Source organism: Microbacterium sp. SL62 (genome assembly GCF_026672635.1).
In the GTDB taxonomy this organism is placed as follows: Bacteria; Actinomycetota; Actinomycetes; order Actinomycetales; family Microbacteriaceae; genus Microbacterium; species Microbacterium testaceum_A.
In genome coordinates this window covers 376,442-397,848 of record NZ_JAPPRM010000001.1, presented here as the reverse complement: position 1 = coordinate 397,848, position 21,407 = coordinate 376,442, and the positions used below count along the sequence as shown (strand labels likewise).

At 69.7% G+C, this 21,407-nt stretch carries 20 protein-coding genes; 13 read left to right on the top strand and 7 right to left on the bottom strand.

Features of this window, described 5'->3' with window-relative positions; all coding sequences use genetic code 11:
- Positions 1 to 3: 3 nt before the first annotated feature.
- Positions 4 to 657: a biliverdin-producing heme oxygenase gene (locus OVA26_RS01790; protein WP_268102722.1), complete on the bottom strand. Its 654-nt coding sequence runs from the start codon at positions 655 to 657 to the stop codon at positions 4 to 6.
- A 188-nt stretch (positions 658 to 845) separates the two neighbouring features.
- On the opposite strand from OVA26_RS01790, the gene OVA26_RS01785 reads away from it, so the two are divergent.
- From OVA26_RS01785 to OVA26_RS01765, 5 genes are all read left to right on the top strand, one after another.
- Positions 846 to 2,117 (top strand): serine hydrolase domain-containing protein, encoded by a 1,272-nt coding sequence (locus OVA26_RS01785; RefSeq protein ID WP_268102720.1) that lies wholly within the window; start codon positions 846 to 848, stop codon positions 2,115 to 2,117.
- A gap of 7 nt (positions 2,118 to 2,124) precedes the next feature.
- Positions 2,125 to 3,033, top strand: a complete 909-nt coding sequence (locus OVA26_RS01780) for an EamA family transporter (RefSeq protein WP_268102718.1) — start codon at positions 2,125 to 2,127, stop codon at positions 3,031 to 3,033.
- A gap of 70 nt (positions 3,034 to 3,103) precedes the next feature.
- The gene (locus OVA26_RS01775; protein ID WP_268102716.1) at positions 3,104 to 3,430 is read left to right on the top strand and encodes a DUF3140 domain-containing protein; all 327 of its coding nucleotides are present in this window, start codon (positions 3,104 to 3,106) and stop codon (positions 3,428 to 3,430) included.
- A gap of 71 nt (positions 3,431 to 3,501) precedes the next feature.
- Complete coding sequence (corA, locus tag OVA26_RS01770) at positions 3,502 to 4,500, top strand: magnesium/cobalt transporter CorA (protein WP_268102715.1); 999 nt, start codon at positions 3,502 to 3,504, stop codon at positions 4,498 to 4,500.
- A 151-nt stretch (positions 4,501 to 4,651) separates the two neighbouring features.
- Positions 4,652 to 6,103: an amino acid permease gene (locus tag OVA26_RS01765; RefSeq protein WP_056228097.1), complete on the top strand. Its 1,452-nt coding sequence runs from the start codon at positions 4,652 to 4,654 to the stop codon at positions 6,101 to 6,103.
- 52 nt (positions 6,104 to 6,155) lie between these two features.
- On the opposite strand, the gene OVA26_RS01760 is transcribed toward OVA26_RS01765, so the two are convergent.
- The gene (locus OVA26_RS01760; protein WP_268102713.1) at positions 6,156 to 7,337 is read right to left on the bottom strand and encodes a 4-hydroxybenzoate 3-monooxygenase; all 1,182 of its coding nucleotides are present in this window, start codon (positions 7,335 to 7,337) and stop codon (positions 6,156 to 6,158) included.
- Between the two features lie 182 nt (positions 7,338 to 7,519).
- The gene (locus OVA26_RS01755; protein WP_268102712.1) at positions 7,520 to 8,272 is read right to left on the bottom strand and encodes an IclR family transcriptional regulator; all 753 of its coding nucleotides are present in this window, start codon (positions 8,270 to 8,272) and stop codon (positions 7,520 to 7,522) included.
- 90 nt (positions 8,273 to 8,362) lie between these two features.
- Here OVA26_RS01755 and pcaH point away from each other — a divergent pair, with 90 nt between their 5' ends.
- From pcaH to OVA26_RS01720, 7 genes are all read left to right on the top strand, one after another.
- A complete protein-coding gene (gene pcaH / locus OVA26_RS01750; RefSeq protein WP_268102711.1) occupies positions 8,363 to 9,175 on the top strand; it encodes a protocatechuate 3,4-dioxygenase subunit beta in 813 nt (270 codons plus the stop codon).
- A complete protein-coding gene (gene pcaG / locus OVA26_RS01745) occupies positions 9,172 to 9,729 on the top strand; it encodes a protocatechuate 3,4-dioxygenase subunit alpha (RefSeq protein ID WP_268102710.1) in 558 nt (185 codons plus the stop codon). The genes pcaH and pcaG overlap by 4 nt, the downstream gene beginning before the upstream one ends.
- On the top strand, positions 9,719 to 11,089 hold the full coding sequence (locus OVA26_RS01740; protein ID WP_268102709.1) for a lyase family protein: 1,371 nt from the start codon (positions 9,719 to 9,721) through the stop codon (positions 11,087 to 11,089). The genes pcaG and OVA26_RS01740 overlap by 11 nt, the downstream gene beginning before the upstream one ends.
- Positions 11,086 to 11,874 carry an alpha/beta fold hydrolase gene (locus tag OVA26_RS01735; RefSeq protein WP_268102708.1) on the top strand — a complete coding sequence of 263 codons (789 nt, stop codon included), beginning with the start codon at positions 11,086 to 11,088 and terminating at the stop codon, positions 11,872 to 11,874. Before OVA26_RS01740 ends, OVA26_RS01735 begins: the two co-directional genes overlap by 4 nt.
- Positions 11,874 to 12,263, top strand: coding sequence for a 4-carboxymuconolactone decarboxylase (gene pcaC, locus OVA26_RS01730; RefSeq protein WP_268102707.1), 390 nt, complete (start codon positions 11,874 to 11,876; stop codon positions 12,261 to 12,263). Before OVA26_RS01735 ends, pcaC begins: the two co-directional genes overlap by 1 nt.
- Positions 12,264 to 12,529: 266 nt before the next feature.
- Positions 12,530 to 13,831 (top strand): C-glycoside deglycosidase beta subunit domain-containing protein, encoded by a 1,302-nt coding sequence (locus OVA26_RS01725; RefSeq protein WP_268102706.1) that lies wholly within the window; start codon positions 12,530 to 12,532, stop codon positions 13,829 to 13,831.
- 10 nt (positions 13,832 to 13,841) lie between these two features.
- On the top strand, positions 13,842 to 15,320 hold the full coding sequence (locus OVA26_RS01720; RefSeq protein ID WP_268102704.1) for a C-glycoside deglycosidase beta subunit domain-containing protein: 1,479 nt from the start codon (positions 13,842 to 13,844) through the stop codon (positions 15,318 to 15,320).
- Positions 15,321 to 15,410: 90 nt separating this feature from the next.
- Here the strand turns inward: OVA26_RS01720 and OVA26_RS01715 are convergent, their stop codons facing one another.
- The 4 genes from OVA26_RS01715 to OVA26_RS01700 all read right to left on the bottom strand — a co-directional run bounded on the left by OVA26_RS01715 (position 15,411) and on the right by OVA26_RS01700 (position 19,835).
- Complete coding sequence (locus OVA26_RS01715) at positions 15,411 to 16,061, bottom strand: TetR/AcrR family transcriptional regulator (RefSeq protein ID WP_268102703.1); 651 nt, start codon at positions 16,059 to 16,061, stop codon at positions 15,411 to 15,413.
- A 34-nt stretch (positions 16,062 to 16,095) separates the two neighbouring features.
- Entirely contained in the window at positions 16,096 to 17,535 is a 1,440-nt protein-coding gene (locus OVA26_RS01710; protein WP_268102701.1) for a GH39 family glycosyl hydrolase, read from the bottom strand.
- Between the two features lie 17 nt (positions 17,536 to 17,552).
- Positions 17,553 to 18,716, bottom strand: coding sequence for an FAD-dependent monooxygenase (locus OVA26_RS01705; protein ID WP_268102699.1), 1,164 nt, complete (start codon positions 18,714 to 18,716; stop codon positions 17,553 to 17,555).
- A gap of 180 nt (positions 18,717 to 18,896) precedes the next feature.
- Positions 18,897 to 19,835: a LysR family transcriptional regulator gene (locus tag OVA26_RS01700; protein ID WP_268104849.1), complete on the bottom strand. Its 939-nt coding sequence runs from the start codon at positions 19,833 to 19,835 to the stop codon at positions 18,897 to 18,899.
- Between the two features lie 227 nt (positions 19,836 to 20,062).
- Between OVA26_RS01700 and OVA26_RS01695 the strand changes: the two genes are divergently transcribed.
- Positions 20,063 to 21,352: an ABC transporter substrate-binding protein gene (locus OVA26_RS01695; protein WP_268102698.1), complete on the top strand. Its 1,290-nt coding sequence runs from the start codon at positions 20,063 to 20,065 to the stop codon at positions 21,350 to 21,352.
- Positions 21,353 to 21,407: the final 55 nt, after the last annotated feature.

The window sequence follows — 21,407 nt, the reverse complement described above, 5'->3', positions numbered from 1 at the left end:
GCCTCACGCGACCTGGTGGGCCTTCGCGCGGGTGAGGTCGGCGAACAGCTCGGTGGTGAACCGGTACGCGACGAGCACCTCGGCGATCACCCGCTCCTTCTCGCGGTCGTCCCACGGCGCGGCGTCGAGCTGTTCGCGATAGACGGTCTTGAACGCCTTGGGATCGGCGATGTCGCCGAACAGCAGGAAGCCGATGCCGTTGGTCTCGAAACCGAACCGGCGCCGCATCAGGCGGCCGATCGACGGACCGCCCGACAGATCGCCGAGCAGGCGGGTGTAGTGGTGGGCGACGAAACCGCCGGGCCAGGTGGCGGCCACGCGGCGGATACGCGACACGTAGGCCTGCGTCGTGGGAAGAGGGGCGATGCGCTCGCGCCAGTCGGCACCGATCAAGAAGGCCAGGTCGGCCTCGAGAGCGGGAAGACGCGAGAGTCGGCCCTGGAGGAACACGGATGCCACGGGATCGGTCCGCATGCGGGCGGCCGCCTCTTCGAGGGCCGCGTAGATGAACCAGTGCTGGGCGATGAGGGCGATGTAGTCGTCGCGCGTGCCGGCGCCCGTGAGCAGGTCGGTCATGAAACCGTCGCACTCGCTGGGCGAGTGCGCGTCGCTGGAACGCTCGCGCAGAGCTGTCGAGAACGGGACGACGGCGTTCATGCGGCCATCTTACGCACAGAGTTAGGTTCCCCTAACCCCTATTTCCCTCCGAGCTTGCTCGGCGTCAGCCGCGTCGTGATGCAGACGTGACGGTAACGGGAGCGCAAGCGGCCCTTTCGTTCAGGTGCCGTGTGTTTGAATCTTCGGAGCGGGCGCTTCGTCGCGCGCGGAAGTGCTGGGGGTTTCACATGCGGGCATGGCGTCGTTCCGCGGCCATCGCGATCGCGGGCGCGAGCGTGCTCGCCGTCATCCTGAGCGGCTGCGCGCCGGAAGGCTCGGTGTCGGTCAACGTCCCCGCGCAGGTCGACGCGCCGCTGCCCGAGGCGACGGTGACCGAACTGCAGAACGCCGTGACCGCGGCCATGACCGCGACGGGCTCCACCGGCGCGATCGTGGGCGTCTGGGCGCCGTGGAGCGGCACATGGGTGTCGGGCATGGGAACCCAGGGACCCGGCGGCGCAGAGGTCACCGCGGACCTCGGATTCCGCGCGGGCGATGTCACCGCCGCGATGACGTGCGATGTGCTCTACCGCCTGGCCGCAGACGGCAAGGCGTCGCTGAGCGATCCCGTCACCAACTGGGTCAGCAACCTCCCCGGGTACGAGGACATCACACTCCGTCAACTCTGCGACGGCACCTCGGGCCTCGCGTCCTACACCTCGGTGCTCGACGGCCAGGTGGCGAAGAACCCCGAGCGCGTGTGGAACCCGCGCGAGCTCATGACCTACGGCATCGCGAGCCCCCGGACCAACGCCCCCGGTGTGGCCTTCTCCGACTCGGCGACCGACTACGTGCTCGCGGGTCTCGCCGCCGAGCGCATCGCCAACGAGCCGCTCTCCCAGCTCATCGCCGAGCGCGTCACCGAGCCCCTGGGCCTCGGCGCGACCGGACTCCCCGACCCCGCCCCGGCCGATCCGGCAGCGGCCTCCCTCTCGGGCTACTGGTCTCAGCAGAACGCCGAGGGCGCCTGGAACTGCACCGACCCGGGCGACTACACCGACATGTCCTCGAGCTACGGCGGCGCCGCGGCGGGAGCCGTGACGAATATCGCCGATCTGGGGCGGTACGCGCAGGCGCTCGCCACGGGTGCGCTCCTGCCGGCCGGGAACGACCGATTCGCCGCCCCCGTGCCCGTCGGCGGCGATCAGCCCACGTGGTTCACCGCCGCGGGCGGCGCCTTCCAGGCAGGGTCGCTCATCGGCCAGTACGGATCGGCCCCGGGGTACCTGGTCGGCGCCTTCGCCGACCCGACGACGGGGATGTCCATCGCGGTCGTGCTGAACAACTCCGGCGGCAACAAGACCACCGGCGCCTGGTTGGCCTGGGAGCTCGCGGCGATCGCGTCGAAGGCTCCGGCCGCTCAGGGGCAGACGGCTCCGCAGGCGGGGCTGCCGTGGACCGCCGAGCAGATGCGCGACAACATCGCCGGCAACGCGATCTGCGCTCCTCCCGCGGGATGACCTCGCGATGACCGCGCGCGGCGGGCAGGGGTCGGCGGCCTCGCTCGTGCTCGTCGGACTGGCGTGCCAGGAGGTCGGCGCGTCGTTCGCCGTGATGCTGTTCCCCGAGACCGGGCCGCTCGGCATCGTCATGCTGCGGCTGCTCTTCTCGGCCGTCCTGCTGCTCATCATCGCCCGGCCGCGTCTGCGCGGACACACGGGCTCCGCGTGGCGCTCCGTGGTCGGGTTCGGCGTGGTGCTGGCATCCATGAACGGACTGTTCTACCTCGCACTGGAGCGGCTGCCGCTGGGCGTGACCGTGACCATCGAGGTGCTCGGGCCCCTCACGCTGTCGATCCTCACCGCGACGGGTGTCGCCCGCTGGGTGTGGGCCGGACTCGCGCTGGGCGGCGTCGTCGCCCTCGGAGCCGGAGGATGGGACCGCCTCGACGCCCTCGGCGTGCTCTTCGCCTTGGGCGCGGCGGTGAGCTGGGCCCTGTACATCCTCGCCTCTGCGCGGGTGGGTCGGGAGTTCCCGCGACTCGACGGCCTCGCGCTCGCGATGGCCGTGGGGGCCGTCATCGCCCTGCCGTTCGGCATCGCCCAGGCCGGATCGGCCCTGTTGCGCCCCGACATCCTGGCCCTCGGCGCCGCTGTCGCTCTGCTGTCATCGACCATCCCCTACGCCCTGGAACTCATCGCCCTCCGCCGTCTGGCGGCGTCGGCCTTCGCGATCCTGATGAGCCTCGGTCCGGCCACCGCCTCGATCGCCGGGTTCCTGCTGCTCGGTCAGCACCTGTCGTGGCTCGAGCTCGTCGGAATCGCCCTGGTGATCACGGCCAGCATCGGCGCCGTGCTCGCCGCCGCCCGCCGCAGCGCCGGGGCACGGCATCCGGGACCGGACGCCGAAGAACCCCTCAGCGAGCCGATTGGCTGAGCGGATGCCATGACCCCGGCGACTCCGCAAGGGGTCTCTCGCGCACCCGGGCGGTGGCGAGGATGACCGGATGAGCGACGACGATCAGACGAAGAGGGATTTCGACGAGGCGGTCAACATGACCGCGAGCGAGCTGAAGAAGTGGCTCGACACCGACGAGTCGAAGTCCGTCGGCCAGAAGAAGGACGGCGGGGAGTCGACCGGGCACGAGAGCGGGCGGCACATCGTGCGCATCCTCGAGAAGAAGAAGGCCGACCTCACCGACGACGACTACGCGCACATGCGCAAGGTCGTCGGCTACGTCAAACGGCACAGCGCACAGAAGCCCAAGGGCGACATCACCGACACCGACTGGCGGTACTCGCTCATGAACTGGGGCAACGACCCGAAGAAGTGACCCCGTAAGGACTTCGTGAGGGTCGGCGCGACGGGGCCCGGGCGCATAGGCATCCGGGGTACAATGGACTCATGCCCATCATCGACAGCGCCGTGTACGTCGACGGTCACCGCATCGAGAACCCGGCCAGCCTCGACCAGACCTTCGAGTACATGGAGGCCCACGGCGGTATGGCGTGGATCGGCCTGTTGCGGCCCTCGCCCGAGGAGCTCGAGCGCGTCGCCGCCGAGTTCTCGCTGCACCCGCTCGCGGTCGAGGACGCTCTCGCCGGCCACCAGCGCGCGAAGCTCGAGCGCTACGGGGGCAACCTCTTCGCGGTACTCCGACCCGCGCGCTACATCGACGAGACCGAGACGGTGGAGTTCGGCGAGCTCCACGTCTTCATCGGCCCCGACTACGTCGTGACCGTGCGTCACGCCGAGGTTCCCGACCTCTCGCAAGTGCGGCGGAGACTCGAGAAGAACCCCGACCTGCTCGCGCGCGGTCCCGAGGCGGTGCTCTACGCGATCCTCGACGAGGTCGTCGACCAGTACGACCCCGTGGCCCGCGGCCTGCAGAACGACGTCGACGAGATCGAGGACCAGCTGTTCGGCGAGGGCGGCGCGGATCTCACGCAGCGCATCTACGAGCTCGCGCGCGAGGTCATCCACTTCCAGCGGGCGACCGAACCCCTGCGCGACATGCTCGAAGCCCTGCTGCGCGGGGCCGACAAGTACGGCGTCGACCTCGAGCTGCAGCGCTCGCTGCGCGACGTGCTCGATCACGTCCTGCGACAGTGCGAGAAGCTCACGGCGCTCCGGGCGATCCTCGACAACGCCCTCACCGTCAACGCGACGCTGGTGACGCAGCGACAGACCGAGACCTCGCTGAAGCAGAACGAAGAGGTCAAGAAGATCTCGGGGTGGGCGGCCATCCTGTTCGCGCCGTCCCTCGTGGGCGGCATCTACGGCATGAACTTCAAGAACATGCCCGAGCTCGATTGGACCTTCGGGTACCCCATGGCCCTCGCCCTGATGGCCGCCACTTCGATCGGACTGTGGTTCGCGTTCAAGCGCAAGCAGTGGCTCTGAGCGCTCCCGCCGGGGCACGGCATCCGGTCCGGGATGCCGACACTGCGGCGCGCTTGCTGGACAGACGCTGCGCAATTCGCACGATGGGTACGTGACCGACTCCTCCCCCCGCTCGAGCGACGCCGCAGAGCCGCCCCGCACCACCTCGACCGTGCAGCTCGAGGACGACGGGTACCACAAGCGCCTGACGTCGCGTCAGGTGCAGATGATCGCGATCGGCGGTGCGATCGGAACGGGCCTGTTCCTCGGCGCCGGCGGACGCCTCGCGCAGGCCGGCCCCGCGATCGTGCTCTCCTACGCCGTGTGCGGGTTGTTCGCGTTCTTCATCCTGCGCGCGCTCGGCGAGCTCGTGCTGCACCGCCCCACGTCGGGGTCGTTCGTGTCGTACGCGCGGGAGTTCTTCGGCGAGAAGGCGGCGTTTGTCTCGGGCTGGTTCTACTGGATCAACTGGGCCACGACGACCATGGTCGACATCACCGCCGCCGCGCTCTACATGAACTTCTTCGGCAAGTACGTGCCGTGGATCGGCGCCGTCCCGCAGTGGGTGTGGGCGCTCGCCGCCCTCGTGACGGTCCTCGCCGTCAACCTCGTCTCGGTGAAGGTGTTCGGCGAGCTGGAGTTCTGGTTCGCGCTCATCAAGGTCGCCGCCCTCGTGGCGTTCCTACTCGTCGGCATCTACTTCGTCGTGTTCGGCACCCCCACGGGTGCGCCCACCGGGTTCTCGCTGATCGCCGACAACGGCGGGTTCTTCCCCAACGGCATCCTGCCCGCCATCATCCTCATGCAGGGCGTGGTGTTCGCGTACGCCTCGATCGAACTGGTCGGCACCGCCGCCGGCGAGACCAAGAACCCCGAGAAGGTCATGCCCCGCGCGATCAACTCGGTGATCTTCCGCGTCGCGGTCTTCTACGTCGGCTCGGTGCTGCTGCTGTCGCTCCTGCTGCCCTTCACCGCGTACTCGAAGGACGAGAGCCCCTTCGTGACCTTCTTCGCCTCCATCGGCGTTCCCGGCGTCGACGTGATCATGAACCTCGTCGTGCTGACCGCCGCGCTGTCGTCGCTGAACGCGGGGCTGTACTCCACCGGCCGCATCCTGCGCTCGATGGCGGTCGCGGGCTCGGCGCCGAAGTTCGCCGCGCGCATGAACAAGGCGGGCGTGCCCTACGGCGGCATCGCGATCACCGCGTTCGTGGCCCTCTTCGGTGTCGTGATCAACTTCGTGGCCCCGAGCGACGCGTTCGAGACCGTGCTGAACGTCGCCGCCGTCGGCATCCTGGTCACGTGGGCGACCATCATGCTCTGCCAGATGAAGTTCAAGCGCCTCACCGACCGCGGCGAGCTGGTGCGCCCGGCCTTCCGACTGTTCTGGGCGCCGTACACGGGCTACGCGACGCTGCTGTTCCTCGCCATCGTGCTCGTGCTGGTGTTCATCGACTCGCCCGCGACCCTGCTCGTGGCCGTCATCGCGAGCATCGCCATCACGATCGGGTGGTTCGCGTGCCGCAAGCGCATCGCGGAGCTGGCGGCCGAGCGCGAGGGGTACACGGGCACGGTGCCGGTGGTGCCGAGCCCCTTCCCGAAGCCGCGCGACAAGAAGGACTGAGCCCGCGGGTTCTCGGTGCGGCGCTCGGGCTTCGGCTCGGGCGCCGCGCTCGTCAGTCGGTGAACGGCCAGCCGCAGTAGGCCTCGGCGAGGGAGGCGCGGCCATGCGCCGACTCCACGACGGTGCGCAGTTCGCCGACCTGGCGTCGGCGGTCGAAGTCGGTGGCATCCGGAGCCACGTGCAGCAGGCTGGTCATCCACCACGAGAAGTGCTGCGCCTTCCAGATGCGGCGCAGGGCCTTCTCGGGGTACGCGTCGAGGCCGCGCTCGTCGCCCTCGAGCAGCAGGCGCCGCAGGGCGTCGGCCAGCAGACGTACGTCGGCGATCGCGAGGTTCATGCCCTTCGCGCCCGTGGGCGGCACGGTGTGCGCGGCGTCTCCGACGAGGGCGACGCGCCCGCGGCGCAGTTCGTGCGCGACGAAGCTGCGGAACCGCAGCACGTCGCGCTGGAAGATCGGGCCCTGCCTCAGCGTCGTTCCGGGCACGCGCTTCTGCAGTTCGTTCCACAGCTGCTCCTCGCTGTACGCCGCGGTGTCGGTGTCGGGGTCGCACTGGAAATACATGCGCTGCACGGTGTCGGAGCGCTGGCTGACCAGCGCGAAGCCCTCGGGGGAGTTGCTGTAGATGAGCTCGTCGGCGCTCGGCGGGGCCTCGCACAGGATGCCGAACCACGCGAACGGGTACTCGCGGAAGTAGCCGCCCTGGCGCGATCCCGACACGGTGGCCCGGGCGACGCTGCGCGACCCGTCGGAGCCCACGACGAACTCCGCCTCGATCTCGAACGGCCGCCCGTCGGCGTCGCGCGCGATCACGCGAGGGGTCGAGGTCTCGGCATCCGCGATGCCCTCGGCGGTGACGCCGAAGCGCAGGTCTTGACCGGCCGCGAGGCGCGCGGCGATCAGGTCTTTCAGCACCTCGTGCTGCGGGTACAGCCACACGGCACGGCCGACGGATGCCGCGAAGTCGATGCGGTGGCCCTCTCCCTCGAAGCGCAGCTCGATGCCGTCGTGTCGGTGGCCCACGGTGCGGGCGCGCGAGTGCTCGCCGAGGGTGTCGAGCAGTTCGACGGTGCCCTGCTCGAGGATTCCGGCTCGGATCGTGCTCTCGATCTCGTCGCGCGAGCGCTGGTCGATGACGACCGAGGCGATGCCGGCCTCATCGAGCAGGTGCGAGAGCAGGAGCCCCGCGGGGCCGGCGCCGATGATGGCGACGCGGGTGCGGACGGTGGTGGTCATGGCGTCTCCTTCGACGGTGGCTGTGTCGATGGTGCGCGCCGCCCGCGCTCCCCGTCGCCGCATTCCCGTTGATCAGGAACCCGCGTGATCCGCGTGAGGTGCCAATATTTGTCGCTTGCGGGGCCTCTAAGCGACATATATTGGCGCCTCACGCGGGAAGGTGGCGGAGGGGCGGGGAGGGGTCAGCGGCGGAAGCCGAGGGCGCGCTCGGTGTCGCGGGCGGCGCGGTGCAGCTCGACCAGGGCGAACTGGGTCTCGGCGTCGCGCGGGAGCACGGCCGACAGCGCGGCGATGACCGCTCCGGTTTCGTCGCGCACGGGCACTGCGACGCCGGTGGAGACCTCGTCGACGTAGCCGGGGGCCACGACCCGACCGAGCGTGCGGATCTCGGCGAGGGTGCGGCGCAGTGCCGCCGGGTCGACGATCGTGTCGGCCGTGACCCGGGCAAGGGGGCCGTCGAGCACGCGCTCCTGCAGGTCGCGCGGGGCGAAGGCGAGCAGCACGAGTCCCGACGACGACGCATGCAGGGGAAGGCGCCCGGCGACGCGGGTGATGTTCGCGCCGGAGTCGGGGGCGCTGAGGCGCTCGAGGAACAGCGCCTCGTCCTGCTCGAGGATCGCGAGCTGGGTGTGCTCGCGCACGCGCTGTTGCACGCGTTCCATGTACGGCAGGGCCGCTTGGCGCAGGCGCAGCGCGTGCGAGGACCGGGTCGCGAGTTCCCACAGGCGCATCCCGACGCGGACGCGGCGCTCGTCGTCACGCTCGAGCAAGCCGGCATCCACCAGCTCGTTCACGATCCGGTGCGCCGACGAGCTCGGCAGACCCCCCCGGCGGCCGATGTCGGCCGTTGTCTGCGCGGTGCGCGTGGGGGTGAAGGTCTCGAGGATGCGTACGAGGCGGTCGGTCACCGAATCGCCGGAGGGGGAGTTCGCCACGGGTCCACCCTGGCACGACTCCCATTCAGCGGGAACGCCTAGCCACGATACGAGGTGGTGACGGAGCATGGAGGGGTCGAAGGAGACCCCATGACAAACGCCCCCGCCGCGGCCCCCGAATCGCTGCTGGCCGCTCCCGACCAGGCGACGCAGGACGAGATCGTCCGCGAGATCCGTGCCCGCCACGCCGAGCTCGATGCCCTCGACGCCGCGGGCGAGCGCATCGCCGCGACCGCCCACGACTTTCCGGCCTATCGGTCGAGCGTGCTGCGGCATCCGACCAAGAATCCGAAGCTCGTCGACCCCGAGACCATCGAGCTGTTCTCGCCCGCGTTCGGGCAGCGCGACGTCGCGGCGATCGAGTCGGACCTCACCCTTCAGCACGCGGGGGAGCCGCTCGGTGAGCGCATGACGGTGCAGGGCCGTCTGCTCGACTCGTGGGGGCGCCCGGTGGCGAACCAGCTCATCGAGATCTGGCAGGCGAACTCGGCCGGCCGCTACATCCACCAGCGCGACCAGCACCCCGCGCCCCTCGACCCGAACTTCACGGGAGCCGGCCGCGCGATCACGAACGAGAACGGCGAGTACCGCTTCACGACCATCAAGCCCGGCCCGTACCCGTGGAAGAACCACCGCAACGCGTGGCGTCCGGCGCACATCCATTTCTCGGTGTTCGGGTCGTCGTTCACGCAGCGGCTGGTGACGCAGATGTACTTCCCGGGCGACCCGCTGTTCGCGCTCGACCCGATCTACAACTCCATCCACCGCCAGAAGGACCGCGACGCCCTCGTCGGCGTCTACGACCACGATCTCACCTCGCCCGAGTGGGCGACGGGGTACCGGTTCGACATCGTGGTCGACGGGCCGGACGCCACGTACTTCGAGCAGGAGGGCGACGAGTGATCCCCGCCAAGACGCACCGCGCCACCCCCGGCCAGACGGTCGGGCCGTTCTTCGCCTACGGCTTGGAGTACCCGAAGCAGCACGAGGTGGTGTTCCCGCACTCACCGGGCGCGATCGTGCTCTCGGGCACCGTGTACGACGGTGCGGGAGCGCCGATCCCCGACGCCGTCGTGGAGATCTTCGGGGCGGATGCCGACGGCTCGGTGCCCCGCGCGCGGGGCGCGTTCCGCCGTGACGACCACACCTTCACCGGGTTCGGACGCGCCTTCACCGACGACGAGGGGCGCTACTCGTTCTGGACGCGCGAGCCGGGCGGCATCCGGGGTCGGGCGGGGTTCTTCGCCGCGATCGTGTTCGCCCGCGGCCTGCCCGACAAGCTGCACACGCGCATCTATTCGCCGGCCGACGACGACGCTCTCGCCGCCGATCCGCTGCTCTCCACCCTGACGTCGGAGGAGCGCGCTAGCCTCGTCGCGACCCGTACGCCCGACGGGTACCTGTCGCACGACATCCGGTTGCAGGGCGAGAACGAGACGGTGTTCCTTGCCTTCTGAACCCCTTCCGCGCATCGACCTCGGGCTGCTCTCGCCGGTGAGCGTCGGCCAGGACGCCCTGCTGTCGGACGAGTTCGTGCTGGCCACGATGATCCGCGTCGAATGCGCCCTGGTCGCGGCCTACGTCGCCGTCGGGGTCGCCCCCCGCGAGGCGCGAGCCGACATCGACCACCTCTTCGGCATCGACGAGAAGGGCGGCGCGTCCGCGCGCGTGCTCGACGTCGACGCCCTCGTGCGTGACGCCGTCGCCGGGGGCAACCCCGTGATCCCCCTCGTGGGCGCGCTCAAGGCCCAGGTGCCGGCGGAGCACCGCGGGTGGATCCACCGCGGGGCGACGAGTCAGGACGTGCTCGACACCGCGCTCATGGTGGTCGCGCAGCGCGCGGTCGAGCAGACGCGACGCTCGGTCGCGAATGCGGCGGTCTGGGCGCGACAGCTCGCCACCGCGCACGCCGACGAGGTGGCCGCCGCCCGCACGCTCACCCAGCACGCCGTGCCCACGACGATCGGGGCGCGCGCCGCGACCTGGGCGCGCGGTCTCGAACGGGCGGTCGGGCGACTCGACGCCCTGGTCTTCCCCGCGCAGCTCGCGGGTGCGGGCGGGACGCTTGCCTCGTTCGTCGAGATCACGGGATCGACGGATGCCGCCGACGCCCTGCCCGCGGCCTTCGCCCGGGTGCTCGAGCTCGACGCCCCCGAGGCTCCGTGGCACGTGACGCGCTGGCCCGTGACCGAGATCGGCGACGCCCTCGTGCAGGCGATCGATGCGCTCGGCAAGATGGCCGCCGACGTCGCGACCCTCAGCCGCACCGAGATCGGCGAGGTGTCGGAGGGCGTGGGCGGCGGATCGTCGGCGATGCCCCAGAAGCAGAACCCCGCCGAAGCGGTGCTCATCCGCTCGGCCGCCCTTCGCGCGCCTCAGCTGGGCGCGACCTTGCACCTGGCATCGGCCCTCGCTGTCGACGAGCGCCCCGACGGCGCCTGGCACGCCGAGTGGCCGACGTTGCGCGAGTTGCTGCGCCTCGCGGTCGGCGCCGCGGCGCACGGGTCGTCGTTGCTCGCTCACCTGCGTGTCGATGCCGGGGCCGGGACTGCCAACGCTGCTCTGACCGGAGGGCGCCTCGTCAGCGAGCGTCTGCGGGGCGTGCTCGTGCCCCTCATCGGCGCCGAGCGCTTCGCGGCCCTGCTCGACGGCGACGCCGACCTCGCCCCGCGCCTGCGGGCGCTGCCCGAGGCGGCCGGCCTCGACGTCGACGCGCTGCTCGATCCGGCCGCCTACGTCGGTCTCGCCCCCCGCCTCGCTCGCGACACCCGCCACGCCGGCGGAGGCACCGCGCACGACGAAGGAGCCGATGCATGAGCCTCATCTCGCTGACCGCACCCGTGGGTCCCGCCGACGCACCCCTCGTCGTGCTGGGGCCCTCGCTCGGCACCTCGACCATCCTGTGGGACGACGTCGCGCCCCTGCTCGCCGACGATTACCGCGTCGCTGCGTGGGACCTCCCCGGGCACGGGGCCGGGCCGATCGCACGCGAGGCGTTCACCGTCGCCGATCTCGCGGATGCCGTGGCCGCCGCCGTCCCCGATGACACGTTCCTGTACGCCGGGGTGTCCCTCGGCGGGGCGACGGGCCTCGAGCTCGCGCGGCGTCATGGCACCCGCCTGCGGGGCGCCGCCATCGTGGCATCCGGAGCCGTCCTCGGCGAGCCCGCGTCGTGGCACGAGCGGGCCGCCCAGGCGCGGTCGCAGAGCACCTCGAGCCTCATCGTCGGCTCGGCCCAGCGCTGGTTCGCGCCGGAGTCGATGGCGCGCCGCCCCGAGCTGAGCGGCCGCCTGCTGCACGCACTGCAGGACGCCGACGACGACAGCTACGCCCGCTGCTGCGAGGCGCTCGCCGCGTACGACGTGCGCGCGACGCTGGGCGAGATCGCCGTGCCGGTGCTCGCCGTCTGGGGATTCTTCGACCAGGTCGCCCCCGAGCCCAAGGCCGTCGAGATCGCCGAGGGCGTGCAGCGCGGCAGCGTCGCGCGCATCGACGACGCCGGCCACCTTCCCCCGGTCGAACAACCCGAGGCCGTGGCGGCTCTGCTGCGGTCGTTCTTCGCCTCCGCTTCGACGACGACGTCTTTCCGAAAGGACGCCTGATGCCCACCGATCAGGAACGCCACGACCAGGGCATGACCGTGCGCCGCGCCGTGCTGGGCGACGCGCACGTCGACCGCTCGATCGCCGCGACCACCGACCTCACCGCCGACTGGCAGGACTTCATCACGCGCGTCGCGTGGGGAGACGTGTGGTCACGGCCCGGCCTCGACCGTCGCTCGCGCTCGATCGCGGTGCTGAGCTCGCTCATCGCGCACGGTCACCACGAAGAGCTCGCGATGCACCTGCGCGCGGCGTTGCGCAACGGGCTGAGCGTCGAGGAGATCCGCGAGGTCATCCTGCAGTCGGCGATCTACTCCGGCGTGCCGGCGGCCAATTCGGCCTTCCGGATCGCGTCGGAGGTTTTCGCGGCGCCGGATACGGCTGACTGAGATCCGCGGCAGTCTGTGTGCGCTGCTGCGGGACGGCATTCGTCTTAGACCACGTCCCCTTCGTGCTGCCTGGAGATGCTCTGGGCGACGGTGCGTGGGACTTCCTCACTGCACAAGCGGGACGAGGGGTCTCGGAAGGGGTCGGGGGTGTCGCGGGCCGGGAAGCCGGGGTCCCGGTGGGTGATGCGGGAGATCAGAAACGCTTATGTCTGAATCCGGCATAAGCGGGTAGCGTCAGAGGCGAACCCCAGAGAGAGTGAGCGACGATGCTTCTCGAAAGAGACCTCATCCAGTCCGTCGGATTCCGCAACGTCCGCGAGGGCGGCGAGATCACCGGCTTCCAGTTCCGGGTGCGGATGCCGTCGTATCGCGGCATGTCCGCCTCGCTGATCGACGGCATCGGGGTGCAGATCCCCGGCCTCGTCGACGTCGCACCCGACGTGCCGCGGTGGACCCTGCAGGGGCGGCAGTACTCCCTCGCCGAGCTCTGGGACGGCGACGGCGTGCGGTGGCCTCTCGAAGATGCCGCGATCATCACGGTTCCCCTCGCCGGCGGCCTTCCCGATGGCGTGCACGAGCTCTCGATCGAGCTGCGCCTGCGCATGTCGTACATCCCCCAGGAACACCAGCCGAGCACCTACCGCGTCACCAAGAGCGTGACGCTCGCCCCCGAGGCATCCGGAGTCCCCTTCCGTTACGGCGTCTCGCTCTACAGCTACATGACCGACTTCGGCACCGTCATGGACCTCGAGACCGCGATGGCCTCGATCGCCGACCTCGGCGCGACCGGCCTCGAGATCCTCGGCGAGGCGCACATCCCGAACTACCCGAACCCCTCGCAGGAGTGGGTCGACGACTGGTTCGCCTTGCTCGAGAAGTACGGCCTCGAGCCCACGAACTACGGCTCGTGGATCGACACGCGCCTGCACTCGAGCGGCCCGAACGGTCGCGACATGACGGTCGACGAGGGTGCCGCAGCCCTCCAGCGCGACCTGCGGCTCGCAAAGCGCCTCGGCTTCCGCTTCGTGCGGCCCAAGATCGGTGTCGTCTCGAGCGACCTGATCCCGCACCCGATCTGGACCGAGGTCGTCGAGGCGTCGCTGCCGCTCGCCGAAGAGCTCGACGTGATCATCTGCCCCGAGATTCACTCGCCGACCCCCATCAAGCACGAGGTCGTCGACGACTACATCGCGTTGATCCGCCGCACGGGTACGAAGCACTTCGGCCTGCTGCTCGACACCGGCATCTTCCAGGACCGCCCCATCCCGCTGAAGCCCGGCGAGCTGCCAGGGCACCGCCCGGCGTTCCTCGACGGCATCCATGTCGATCCGAACGACGTGTTCGACGTGATCGAGAACGTCGTGTTCATCCAGGCGAAGTTCCACGACATCGACGAGAACCTCGAAGACCAGCAGATCCCGTGGGAGCCGGTATTGAAGGCCCTGAAGGACGCGGGCTACACCGGTTACCTCTCCAGCGAATACGAGGGCGAGCGCGAGCCGTGGCGCTCGATCGAACAGGTCCGCCGTCAGCACTCGCTGATGCGTCAGATCGCCGACCGGATCTGAGGCGTACGACATGCCCAACGGACTCATCCACGACGACAGCCTGCGCGCGCACCCCGACGGGCTCGCGCTGCGCCTGACGATCCCCTGGTACCGCAGCCTCTGGCTCTCGTCGGTGACGACTCTCGCGCTCACCGTCGACGGAGAGGAGGTGGATGCCGCCGACCTCCGCGTCGCGTTCGGCGACACCTCGTACGGCCTCGACGAGCTGCCCGAGCAGAGCGAACGACTCTGGTTCCTGCAGGAGCACCCGCTGCTGGTCGCCCGGCGCGAACACCCCGTCGCGCTCGACGAGACGCACGACGTCGTGTTGCACGGCGAGCTGCGTCTGCCCTACATGCAGATCGCGCCCGGCCAGGACGGCGGCCCCGGCCTGTACGTGCCGAACGTGGTGCACGATGTGAAGACCCTGACGGTCGTCGACGCGGATGCCGAGATCCCGGCCCTCGTGTCGGACGTCACGCCCCCGTCGCCGGCGGCCGAGGCCGACCCGTTCCAGCTGGGTCTGACGCTGTACTCGGCGAGCGCGGAGTTCCGCGCCGGGTATTTCGACTTCGACGGTCTGCTCGACCGGGTTGCCGAGCTCGGCATCGGTCCGGGGATCGAGATCGTGGCATCGCAGACGGTGCCGACCTACCCGGTCGTCGGCGACGACTTCGTGCGCACGTGGCGCGCGGCGTTCGACCGGCACGGGTTCGTCGAGAGTTCGTTCGGCGCCAACCTCGACATGGGTCGTCGGCGTGATCGCGATATGACCCCCGACGAGGAGTTCGCCTTCTCGAAGCTCATGTTCGAGGGGGCGAAGAAGCTCGGCTTCCCGCTCGTGCGCATCCAGAGCGCCAAGCCCGAGCTGCTGCGCCGGCTGCTGCCGATCGCCGAAGACCTCGAGCTGAAGCTCGCGTACGAGATCCACGCGCCGATGGGCCCGAACTCCGACGCGATCCTGCGCGTGCGCGAGACATACGCCGAGCTCGATTCGCCGCTGCTGGGCTTCGTCGCCGACTTCTCGTCCACCATGCACGCGATGTCGCCGACTCTGCTGCGCGCCGTCAGTCGCGCCGGCCTCGACGACGATGCGGTCGCGACGCTGCAGCGGATCTGGGCGACGGATGCCACGATGCAGGAGCGCCAGCAGGAGTTTCTCGGCTACCTGCGCGGCCGCGATTTCGACCCGGGTCGCCTCGGTTCGTTCGCGCACCTGGCCTTCAACATGCACGGGCACGTCGATCCGCGCGAGTGGGCCGACATCATGCCGCAGATCCTGCACGTGCACGCGAAGTTCTACGACATCGACGAGTCGGGGCAAGAGCCGGCGATCGACTATCCCGAGCTCGTGCGGGTGTTCGTCGAGGGCGGGTACCGCGGGTTCTGGTCGAGCGAGTGGGAGGGCCACGCCTTCGCCGAACTCGGCGAGGTCGACCCCCTTCTGCTGGTGCGTCGTCAGCACGACCTCATCCGCTCGGCGATGCGTTCGGTGACCGCGGGGGTATGACTCAGGCGGGTCGGCTGTGCGCGACGTGCGCCTCGCCGGCCCGCGCCGTCAGGAGCGACGGGATGCCGACTTCTCGACGCCTCAGGAAGCTCACTCCGGCGCGGTCATGAGGAACACCGTGTGCGCCAGGCGCTCGAGCAGCTCCCGCCAGCCGTACGCGTCGTGCGGGCTCGCCGTCGCCGTCACGCCCAGACCGAGATAGCGCACGCTCAGGCTGTAGAACACCTCGAACGCCCACCGCGCTTTCGCGTCTGGCAGGTCGACCCCGTGTTCCTCGGCGGCGGCGATCAGCGCTCGCAGGAACACCTGTTGCCCGGCATCGCCCGACTGCCGCCCCCGGTCGAGGAGGGCCGCGTCCTCGACGCCGAGAAGGAAGAACGGCGCCAACAGGTCGCGGTTCTCGCGAAGGAGTTCGGCGTAGGCGGTGACGATCGCGGTCGTCGCGCCGGCGAAGTCGGTCGCCCCCGCCGCGGCGATCGAGACGCGCTGCGCGGTCTCGAGGTCGAGGCGGTCGAACTCCTGGCTCTGGACGGCGCGCAGCAGTTCGGCCTTGCCTGCCACGCGGCCGTAGATCGACCCGATGGACACCCCGGCCCGCGCGCTGACCTCCGCGAGCGAGAACTGTCCCGTTCCGCGCTCGTGCAGGAGGTCGAGCACCGCCGCGCACACCTTGGCGAACGAGTCGCGGCTTCGCTGCTGCTTGGGCTCCGACACCCCGCTCACCGTCGGTCGCGCTTCCATCGGCTCCTGCTCTCCAACCCGTCGGACGGCGCCCTCAGGCGGTCAGCTCGACGAGGACCGCGGACTGCGGGGTGACGTCGACGTCCACCTGGAGGGTACCGGTGGCGGACACCGTCATCGGGCGGGGATCGTCGACCTCCCCGGTCAGGGACCTGATCACGACGTTCACCACGGCATCCGGCCAGGGGAGGTTCCGCAGCTCGAGGCGGGCGGATTCCACGCGCGCGGAGGCCAGGTCACGGCGCTGCGGGGGAAGGGTCAGTCCCAGCTCGATCCGCTGCTCGCCGATCGGGATGCGGAAGACGAAGCGGTCTTCCTCGCGCTCGGCCAGAGCCGTGTCGGGTGCCACGTAGTTCGCCACCAAGACGCGGACGTGGTCCCCGTCCCGCCCGGCGATGACGGCGAAGCCCGATTCGTTGCCCCCGGTGACGGCCAGACGTCGCCCGGTGAGAGCCTGACCGGCCAGGGCGAGGGCGCGCGAGCGCTCGTCGGGTCGTCCGTCCGAGTGGCCGACGCCGCCGGGGTCGACGAAGCCGTAGTGCGGGTCGAGGCCGCTGTCGGCTCGGAAGAAGAACGCGTGGTCGATGGCCGTGTCCTGCAGGTAGATCGCGGTGGCGGCCTGGAACGCCGCCTTCTCCGCGGCGGGAGCGGTGGAGCTCGGGACCGCGAGGTAGTTCCAATAGCTCAGGGTCAGATCGGTGTCGGTGAAACCGTACTCGTCGAGAAGGGCACGCAGCTCACGCGAGACGTACCGGTAGTCGAGCGGGTCACGGCTGCCGTCGGTGAACCAGAGGAACGAGTAGAAGTCGAGAGGAAGATCGTTCTCTCGGACGAAGGCGAGGAAACCCTCGCGGTACGCGGCGTCCTTCTCGAGGGGGAAAGCGGTCGCGGGTCCGCCGATCGTCAGGGTCGTGTCGACGCGCCGCACGGCCTCGCAGAAAGCTCGGTACATCGCGTAGAACTCCTGCGGCCTCCCGTCGAAGTGCAGGGGCCCGAAGTCGGGCTGGTCGCCGAACTCGTAGAGGCGGATCGGCTTCGCGGGTCCGCCCGCCCACCCCTGCGAGTAGTGACGCACGATGTGCTCGACCACCCGGCCGTAGACATCGACGTCCTCCGCGGGGAGCTTGTTGCGGGGGATCGAGCTGGCCACGGTGAACATCACCTCGGCGCCGATGGCGTGCACCGCCTCCACCCACTGATCGGTCGCGGCGAAGTTGTAGCTCGCGGGATCGTCGACGTCGGCGCTCCAGTCGGGGAACAGGCTCGTGGGGTTGTTCCGGGTGTCGAGGCGGGAAACCCAGTCGAAGGAGCGGACGACCGTGACCCCTGCTTGTCTCCACAGGGGTGTCATGTCGGGGAACTGCGGGTGCGCGTCGACGGGGCCGGGCACGCCCCCGACCCCGTTCAGGGGGCGGAAGGCGCTCTCAGCGGCGGCGTCGACGATAAGGGTTCGGGTGGGGGAAAGGTGCGACACGTTCGTCTCCTCGAGGGTCAGTAGGGCATCCGCAGGAGGCGGTTCGCGTATTCGTTGGCGATGGGTTCGTCGTGACGGAGGTGCTCGATGCGCGCCCGGTAGGTCTCGTCGGTGACGGAGTCGAACTCCTCGAGCATCGACTCGATCGAGCGGTCGTGCACGGCGCGCACGCGAGGGAGGCGGCGCTTCATGAAGTCGAGCTGGGCGTCGAGCACCGAGGAGTTCTTCGCGAGCTCCTGAGCGAGGACGACCCCGTCTTCGATGCTCATCGCCGCTCCCGATCCGAGGTACGGGGTCATGGTGTGGGCCGCGTCTCCCAGGATCATCACGCGGCCGCGGAACCACGGGTAGGGCACCCACACGGTCGAGTAGGGGGTGTAGGCGACGTTCTCGGCGTGGCGAACGTCGTCGAGCGCGTCGGCGAGGAACGCCGACCCGCGGGTCAGGGCCGCCGCGCGATCGTGCATGATCTCGGCCATCTTGCTCGCGTCGTAGCGGGGTCGCCCCTCTTCGGCGACGGTGAGCACCATGTACATGGTGTCCTCCGACAGCGGGGTCAGCATGATCTTGCCGCCGTAGCCCTGGCAGATGATGGGCTGCATGATCTTGCGACGGTTGGGAAGGCCCACGCGCCACGCCACCCCGCCGACCGGGCGCGGAGCGTACTTCTCGCCGAAGTAGTCCTGGCGGATCTGCGAGTGGAGGCCGTCGAAGCCGAGCACGAGGTCGTAATCGGCCCGGTCGCCGCTGCTGAAAGTGACGGTGGCGGTGTCCTCGTGCTGCGCGATGCCGGCGACCGTCGTGCTCATGCGGAATGTGCAGCCGTTGTCGCGGGCGTGCCGGGCGGCGAGCTCGAGGAACGCGATCCGCGACATCGTCACGCATCCCGGAAGACCCTCGTCCCGGGTGCCGTAGCTCATGGTGCTGAGGAGGTTGCCGTCGGCGTCGTAGTTGTCGATTCCCGGCGCGGGGTGGCCGATGTCGAGGACTTCCTCGAGCAGACCGATGTCGCGCACCGCCCGCAGGCCGTTGATGCGCAGCCCGAAGCCGACGCCGGCGACACTGATCTCGGGTTTGTCGTCGATGACGTCGACTTTCGCGCCGATACGGGCGAGAGCCGAGGCGGCACTCAGCCCGCCGATTCCGGCGCCGACGATCAGGATGCGCAAGGGCTCTGCCACGGGGTGCTCCTCACTGAGCGGTCATCGGACCGCGACGGCGCGGTGGGAGGCGTCGGGTTCCGAATCAATACGTTGGTTCGGATTTGGACGATACCGAGGCTCTCGGCGGACGGCAAGGAGAAACGGACGCGGCGGGCTGATGCCGCGCATCGGGGCGCCTGATGACGGGTGCGGGGGCCGTCAGTGCGGCGCGTGGCCCGCGGCGATCACGCGGCCTGCCTCGGCGAACAGCCCGCGCATCCACTCGTGCTCGGGGTCGCGATTGTGCGAGGGGTGCCACCACAGCGCACTCACGATCGGGGTTGCAGCGAAGGGGAGCGGCACGACGCGGATGCCCCCGATGCGGAGCAGGTGGGGGGCGAGGGCCGACTGCACGAGACCGACGCGACGGGTGCCGCTGACGAAGTGGCCGACCGAGAGGAAGCTCTCGAGCACGACCTCGATGTGCGGTTCCACGCCGAGCTGTTGGATCTGGCGCGCGGCGGAGGTGAAGGCCGATCGCGACTGGAAGGTGAGCACCCACGGCATGTCGGCGAGGTTCTGCATGGTGAGAGCCTCACCCACCTCGTGGTTGTCGTCGGCGACGACGGCAAGCCAGTCGTCCTGCCAGAGGTCGAGGTAGGGCAACTCCGAGACGGGTCCGTGCGGGATCACCATGGCGTCTGCCGAGCGGAGGCGGTTGGCCGCGTCTTCGACGATGCCGGGGTTGTGCAGCATGTAGCGGAACCGCACCCCGGGCGCTTGCTCCGCGGCCAATTGCGACACGACCGTGCCGACGGTGACGAAGCCGTAGTCGGACCCGTAGATCGAGAATTCGCGCGTCGACTCGGCCGGCGACCACGACGCCTGGCTCTCGAACACGCGCCGGGCCGCCTCGAGGGCGGTGCTGGTGTGGTCGGTCAGACGCACCGCGAAGGGCGTGAGTTCGTAGGTGTTGCCGCGACGAGCGAGGATCTGGTCGTTGAAGTGGGTCCGCAATCGCGCGAGCGAGGCGCTCAGTGCGGGTTGACTGAGATGCAGGCTCTCGGCCGCGCGGGTGACGCTGCGCTCGGTGAGAAGAGCGTCGAGGGCGACGAGAAGGTTGAGGTCCAGGCGCGACAGCGTCGCATGTTCGGTCACCACGTCGTGATCCTTCGCTCGGGAAAGCTGTCCGTGGATCGTATCAACGCCGTCTATACGGTGGCTAGTTTCCATATGCGAGGGCGATGGTCGGAGGGGGTCCGCGCCTTATGTGCCGCATCGCGAAGACTTATGTGCGTTTTCTGCGCAACGCGCCGATACTGAGTCACACAGCACAGGCGCTCCCACCGAAGGGCTCGCCGACAACGTCGTCAGAAAGGCTGGCCATGACTCAGCATCGCCGCGTCACGCGGATCGCAGGTCTTCTCGCTCTTCCCGTCACCGCCGCTCTCGTCCTCGCCGGTTGCTCCGGTTCGGGTTCGGGGGACGCCGGGGGCGATTCGAACTCCTTCACCTTCACGTTCGCCACCTCCAACAACCTGGAGAGCCCGTACGAGACGCTCGCCAAGGAGTACATGCAGCAGCACTCGGGCGTGACGATCACCACCAACCCGACCCCCAACGACAAGTACGGCGAGACGATCCGCACCCAGTTGCAGGCCGGCAACGCCTCGGACGTCATCCAGACCACTCCCGGCTCGGGCGACGCGCGCGGCATCATCCCCCTCGCCCAGGCCGGCTTCCTCGAGCCCCTCGGCGACACCGCGACGAAGCTCATCATCCCCGGGAGCGAGAGCGTCTACACGATCGACGACAAGGTCTACGGCCAGCCCCTGGACTTCACGATCGGCTCCGTCGTCGCCAGCCTGGGCACCCTGAAGATGAAGGGACTCACCGAGTTCCCGACCACCATGAGCGACCTCGACTCCGCATGCTCGTCGCTGCAGGGGCAGGGCGCTTCGCTCCTGGCTCTCGCGGGCGCCGCCGGTCCGAACGTCGGTCTGACCATCCAGGGCATCTCCGCCACTCGTGTCTACGCCGACACTCCCGACTGGAACGAGCAGCGCGCCGAGAACAAGGTGACCTTCGCCGACAGCCAGGGTTGGAAAGACACCCTCCAGGCCTTCGTCGACCTGAAGCAGGCGGGCTGCTTCCAGCCCGGAGCCGAGGGTGGAGGCTTCGACGCCATCACCAACGGACTCGCACAGGGCACATCGGTGGGCAGCTTCATCCCCTCGGGTGCTGCGGTCGAGATCGCCAAGGCGGCTCCGGCGGAGGCCGAGTTCGCGGTCGAGCCCTTCCCCGCTGCCAAGAGCGGCAAGGAGATGATCCTCGGCAGCTCGAACTACACGCTTTCGATCAACGCCAAGGCGAAGAACAAGCAGGGCGCCGAGGACTTCCTCGCCTGGATGGCCGAGCCCGCTCAGCAGCAGCGCTACTACGAGCTCTCGGGCGAGCTGCCCGTGTCGGCCTTCGACTCCCTCGACCTGACGGGCACCATCTACGCGCCGGTGGCCGACCTGCTCAAGGAGAAGAAGTACACCCCGCTGCCCAACAACATCTGGCCGAACCCCTCGGTCTACGAGGCGCTGCAGACCGGTGGTCAGGGTCTGCTGACCGGCCAGACCAGCATCGACCAGGTGCTCCAGAGCATGGATGCGGCCTGGGGCAACTGAATGAATCCGCCGCCCGGGCCCCTGGACCCGGGCGGCGGAGCCGCACCCATCGAGG